General features: G+C 40.1%; 2 protein-coding genes. Both read right to left on the bottom strand.

Annotation, left to right across the window (positions count from 1 at the left end):
• Nucleotides 1–72 precede the first annotated feature (72 nt).
• Nucleotides 73–1215 carry an ATP-binding protein gene (locus ACEW8U_RS23005; RefSeq protein ID WP_373524400.1) on the bottom strand — a complete coding sequence of 381 codons (1143 nt, stop codon included), beginning with the start codon at nucleotides 1213–1215 and terminating at the stop codon, nucleotides 73–75.
• Nucleotides 1216–1218: 3 nt separating this feature from the next.
• Nucleotides 1219–3087, bottom strand: coding sequence for a two-component regulator propeller domain-containing protein (locus ACEW8U_RS23000; RefSeq protein ID WP_373524399.1), 1869 nt, complete (start codon nucleotides 3085–3087; stop codon nucleotides 1219–1221).
• Nucleotides 3088–3237: the final 150 nt, after the last annotated feature.

Here is a 3237-nt window from a genome sequence, read left to right as displayed (position 1 = left end):
AATCAAGGCCTGCAAACTTTCCCTGCGGGCCGAATTATCGTCATATATGGCTACCCGGATCATAGCTTAAATTTATGGGAATTCGGCTCCATCTACAATACTAAATGTAGCCATTGGGATGGTACAGGTCAACGTGGTTCCGCTTCCGTTTTGGCTCGCAATGCTAAACTTCCCATTCATCTGTTGACAACGCTTTTGCATATTGCCCAATCCGTTGCCGTTTTGAACCATCATGATATCCAAACCTTTCCCATTGTCGTTGATCTTGAGGATCAAATGCCCATTTTTTTCGGAAAGCGTTAGCCTTACCCGGGAAGCATGGCTATGTTTGGCGATATTGTTCATGGCTTCTTTGACTACCAAAAGCAGGTTTCTCCTCAGGTCGGGCTGTACGATTTTTTCATCTAAATCTGAAGCAAGGACGTCAGCAAACTGTATTTCTCTTGAAGACAGCAATTCATTTGCATAATTTCTGATCCTTGAGCACAGGGAATACCTTTCGTTTTTGGGATCTTTCATACTCCAGACGATATCGCTCATGCGGCCCATCAGTTCTTTGGATTGGTCCCTTATCTTTTCCACCATTTCCTTTCCCTTTTCAGGTTGGGAATCCCAGACTTTTCCAGCCAGGTCCCCATATATATGAAGGCTGCTGAGTGTGGCCCCCACATCATCATGAAGGTCAGCAATAATCCTTTCCCGCTCTTTGGTCACCGACAGGGCCTGTTCAGCTTTCAGTTGCATGATGCGGTTTTCTTGTTTAAGGCGGAACGTCCGTCTTGCAAGCATCATCCTATAAATAAGGTAAATCATAAAAAGCCCGGCAAAAATAAAAGCCAATCTGAACCACCAACTCGCATACCAAACCTGATGGATCACAAAATCATAGCTGGCGATCTCCGGTTGATTGGCAATCTTGACCTGAAAACTGTATTTACCGGGAGGAAGATTGGGGTAATGGACTAAATTGGAGAAATTCAGACTTTGCCAATCGGTTTCTGCACCTTCCAATCTGTATTCATAGGTCAAAGTCGATGCCATCCAAATTGGATTGGCGGAGACATAAAAATCAAAATGGTTTTCATCATGACCAAATTCAAATTGTGACTTGAGATTGATCATTTTATCGTTATTGTGAATATGGGCTATAAATGGCTTTGGTTTTTCCAACCGTTCATCTATAAGATCCGGATCAAAAATATCTATACCCTCCATTCCTCACATCATCATCCTGCCATCTGGTAATAAAATGGCTGAGTTCCTGTTGTACTCCCTATTGACCAAGCCTTCTGCTTTGGTGAAGTTAGTGAAGGATTTGCTTAAAGTATCAAAACGGGAAAGTCCGTTGCCTGTACCGATCCAAAGTAATCCGTTTTTGTCAAAAGCCATACAATAAATCCTATTATTAATGAGTCCTTCTTGCTTACGGTAGGTTTTGAATTTTCCGGACTTTTTGTTAAAAAAAGACAACCCATTTCCTGTACCCAACCAAAGATTCCCATAGGCCACGGGAATTACTGCATGCACCCGGTTAGCTGGTATGCTTTCAGATCTGCCTGAGTCGGAAAGCCATTGTTGCGTCTGACCACTGGGCGTATGCAAAGCCACCAAGCCTTCACTCTCAGTCCCTATCCAGACTGTATCTCCCTGCTGTACATATTGAAGCGGAGAAATTCTGGGAAAAACCATTCTGTTATCCGATATGCGCCATAGCTGATTTCCTAAATCAAACTCATCTGCTGGATAAACATAATATTCATAAGAATTACCATTGGAAATAAAAGAATGGGTAAATAGGGTCCTATTTGCATTAGAGTGGAAAAAATTGTGAAGATGTTTACCATTGTTTAAAATCCAAAATTTCGGATCGCCATGCCTTCGGATTTCAAAATATTCCATCAATCCAAAATTCTTGAAAATTTCTTCCCTATGGACCGGTGATACCACTCCGGTTTGCAAATCAAAAAAGCTATAGTAAGAATCAGCAAAATCATGTTTAATGATCAGACGGTTTTCATCAAATGGAAAAATCCCAAGGATAAAGTTACTGTAAAGTCCCAAGTTTTCCTTGGTAATGGAGCTAAACTTGGATGGATTGGTTCTCAAATTTAATAGCCCTTGTCTATTCCAAAACCAGATTGTTTTTCCCCTATCAAAAGACTGCGCAAGCTGTACTTCTGATACCTCAGGAAAATTCTCAAAACGGTTCACGGGTTTTACCGCATTTTTTTCCCAAAGTACTAATCCACTGTCTGTGACAAACCAGGAATAATCCGGTTGGGTAAAAAAGAAATGGATTGTCATCCCCTCAAAATGGGATAAAATCTTATCACTTACATTTCTTCCCCAGGAATCTTCCACAATCAAATCTTGGTAATTTAATGGGTGTCTGTACCACGTGTTACCGTTGACATCAATGCTAATGGGAAAATACCCCTGTTGATTCCAAAAAGTTTGTGAAGAATCAACATCTATTTTTTGAAAATATTTACCGATGTATTTTGATGGAACGACCTCAACGGGGGATTCCTCTAAAAAACTGAAATATCTGGTAGGGAATCCCGACGGCCTAATATCATCTGAAATGATAGCATCTTGGTCATCCACAAAAACCATTGGAATAAGCTCAAGCGAATTTTTATCCACCAAATATGTTCTAGACGGATCAAATACAAATAATTGATCACCTGCACTTGAAAAACGCGACAATAAATTGAGAAAATTGGCTTTTAAAGGTTTAAACACCTTTGAATAGATGTCGTAGGAACCCAATTTATCTTCAACCAAAAGCCAATACCTACCATCGAGTGATTGGAACAATTGTCCGACTATCCCATCGAAGGAAGTTTTCCCATCCGCCTCCAAAATTGGGGATTTATAAGCCCTAAACCCATCAAAATAATACAGGCCATTGTAGGTAAAGATCCAAATCAGGTCATTCTGATCCCGAAACACCCCATAAATCACAGCGCTTTCAATCCCATGGGCCTGTCCCCAAGAGCGGATCTGTATATCGGATTGTGCAGGTGCCTCAAAATACCCCAAGCTGCAAAAAAACATCAAAGCGATAAAGTATGCCCTTTTCATTTAATACATTTTTAAAAACGAGTCTATTGGAAAAATTCAGGTAAAATAATAATTGGTTTACTTCTAAAAGTACTAATTTTTCTTGAAATAAAAAAAGCCACCCATACCCCTGGATGGCTTTTTTTGAAAAAACATACGAACGAAAAAATA

It is taken from the genome of Aquiflexum sp. (genome assembly GCF_041751335.1).
Classification (GTDB): domain Bacteria; phylum Bacteroidota; class Bacteroidia; order Cytophagales; family Cyclobacteriaceae; genus Aquiflexum.
The sequence above is the reverse complement of the archived record's forward strand: the minus strand, read 5'-3'. Positions and strand labels throughout refer to the sequence as shown.

Coding starts and splice junctions, on each gene's coding strand:
- ACEW8U_RS23005 (WP_373524400.1), bottom strand. CDS start 1,215: ATGGAGGGTATAGATATTTTTGATCCGGATCTTATAGATGAACGGTTG.
- ACEW8U_RS23000 (WP_373524399.1), bottom strand. CDS start 3,087: ATGAAAAGGGCATACTTTATCGCTTTGATGTTTTTTTGCAGCTTGGGG.